This window comes from Methanobrevibacter sp. (assembly GCF_045220775.1).
Classification (GTDB): domain Archaea; phylum Methanobacteriota; class Methanobacteria; order Methanobacteriales; family Methanobacteriaceae; genus Methanocatella.
On sequence record NZ_JBGUWC010000023.1, the window covers coordinates 1 to 1,805 of the forward strand.

Below are 1,805 nucleotides of genomic sequence, written 5' to 3' on the forward strand. Positions count from 1 at the left end.
CAAATACTTTAATTATTATTCACGATTACATGATTTTGAACAATTCCATGAGAATATAGGTTTGGATAAACACTGGTTAATCAGTGATTTAGAATCTTTTGAAAGACAAATACAGGAATCCAGTTTCATAACCAATAAAGAAGAATTAAACAAGAAACTAACCGAGTTAAAACAGAGTATTGAAGATTTAGAAATCAAATATGAAATCATAAAACCATAAAAAAAAGGGTGTTAAAGGATGTTATGCGAATACAAAGGTAAACAGTTCCGAGTAAGTGACAGGACATGGGAGTCTTTCGAAAGAGACCATCCTGAAAAAGCAGCATGTATAAAACAAATAAAAGAATCCGAAGAATACTACAACTACGATAAATTAAATCAGATAGTTGAACCACCAGAAAACCTAATCCTCGAATGCATAAAAAAGAATTATGATTATGTAACTGATAAATACGACGATGCAACAATGAATGGGAAAGGCTCTGATATTGATAAATACTTCGGAGCTAAAGAAATGGTTCGCAAACTAGGAATCGAACTAGTCAATTATGACCCTGAAAACAATTACTATAGGAAACTGAATGGGGATGAACCCATAATACCATTTTAAAGGAGGCTAGGAATTTTATGATAAATATGCATGTAGAATATAATGGGGATACTGAAGAGTTAAAAGAAAAAATAAGAGAATACCTCAATAAAGCTAATGAAGAATTAACTGATATTAAAATCACAAGTGTGGATTTTGAACCAACAGATAATCCATATATTCAAGAGTTAAAAATCCCCGATGAAGCATATGACGAAAACGGGGATTTAAAAGAAAATTACCGTAAAGCCTATAAAACAGTAATCGAAGATTACCGAGAAGCCCATCATGGGGAAATAGATGATGATGCACCTAAACCTATGGAAATTGCAGATGCAACAACAATGGATTTAAAATATATTATCAACAATCTAATCGAAAATACAGGGATAATAAATAGTGTCCGTTTAAGATTCAAAAAAAGTCAAACAGCCACTATACTAAAAACATTAGCCCAGTACGAGACAATGCTGGATAATCATTTCTTAACATGGTCCATTAGATCATATTATGACGAGGATGGTTTAGAATTAAACTTCACAAGGGAATAGATGATTATGGATAAATACACTACCTTTGAAAGATTAGCAGCAAATAAATGGTGGGTGCATTGTAACGGTGAACCATTAACCACCTACCAAGTAACACATTTATTAAATGAGTTAACCGAGGAAAATGCCCAACTAAAAGAGTTAATAAATATGATTTGCGAAGCCGACTCCTATACTAAAAGAAGCAGTGTTAAAGAAATACTCCGAGACACCATAAAAAGTATAGATACAGCTGCCGAGTATAGTTGCGATGCATGGAATGATTACTGTAAACTATCCAAATTTTTCGAAAAACAATACAATGAAGAAACATGGGATAATTATGACTGAAAATAAAAGATTCATACCAATCAGACATTATAATAATCAAGGAATATGTGATAATGGTGTGCAAGATAATCTAACAAAAAATACAATAACCTCAGTGATTGAAGCAAGTGACTTATTAAACCAATTATGGGAGCAGGTCTTAAGATTTGACGGATATAGTCAAGAACACTTAGCCAGAGCTAACATGTACGAGGAACGTATTGATTACTTGAAAAATATTATCCAAAATAACTTACCCAAAGAATTTGCCGATACAGTAATAGAAGAAATGAGGAAAATAAAATGAAAGATACTCGAAGATTCAGATTAACCGACAATTACAAAGGCAACGATAC

The 1,805-nt window shown here is 32.3% G+C and carries 5 protein-coding genes; all 5 read left to right on the forward strand.

Annotated elements, in window-relative coordinates:
- A partial coding sequence (locus ACJROP_RS00990; protein ID WP_406533651.1) for a hypothetical protein occupies positions 1-220 on the forward strand: 220 nt, incomplete at its 5' end.
- Positions 221-238: 18 nt separating this feature from the next.
- The gene (locus ACJROP_RS00995; protein WP_406533652.1) at positions 239-610 is read left to right on the forward strand and encodes a hypothetical protein; all 372 of its coding nucleotides are present in this window, start codon (positions 239-241) and stop codon (positions 608-610) included.
- 17 nt (positions 611-627) lie between these two features.
- The gene (locus tag ACJROP_RS01000) at positions 628-1,140 is read left to right on the forward strand and encodes a hypothetical protein (RefSeq protein ID WP_406533653.1); all 513 of its coding nucleotides are present in this window, start codon (positions 628-630) and stop codon (positions 1,138-1,140) included.
- Entirely contained in the window at positions 1,141-1,470 is a 330-nt protein-coding gene (locus ACJROP_RS01005) for a hypothetical protein (RefSeq protein WP_406533654.1), read from the forward strand.
- Complete coding sequence (locus tag ACJROP_RS01010) at positions 1,463-1,756, forward strand: hypothetical protein (protein ID WP_406533655.1); 294 nt, start codon at positions 1,463-1,465, stop codon at positions 1,754-1,756. The genes ACJROP_RS01005 and ACJROP_RS01010 overlap by 8 nt, the downstream gene beginning before the upstream one ends.
- The last annotated feature ends 49 nt before the right edge of the window (positions 1,757-1,805 follow it).

Coding starts and splice junctions, on each gene's coding strand:
- ACJROP_RS00995 (WP_406533652.1), top strand. CDS start 239: ATGTTATGCGAATACAAAGGTAAACAGTTCCGAGTAAGTGACAGGACA.
- ACJROP_RS01000 (WP_406533653.1), top strand. CDS start 628: ATGATAAATATGCATGTAGAATATAATGGGGATACTGAAGAGTTAAAA.
- ACJROP_RS01005 (WP_406533654.1), top strand. CDS start 1,141: ATGATTATGGATAAATACACTACCTTTGAAAGATTAGCAGCAAATAAA.
- ACJROP_RS01010 (WP_406533655.1), top strand. CDS start 1,463: ATGACTGAAAATAAAAGATTCATACCAATCAGACATTATAATAATCAA.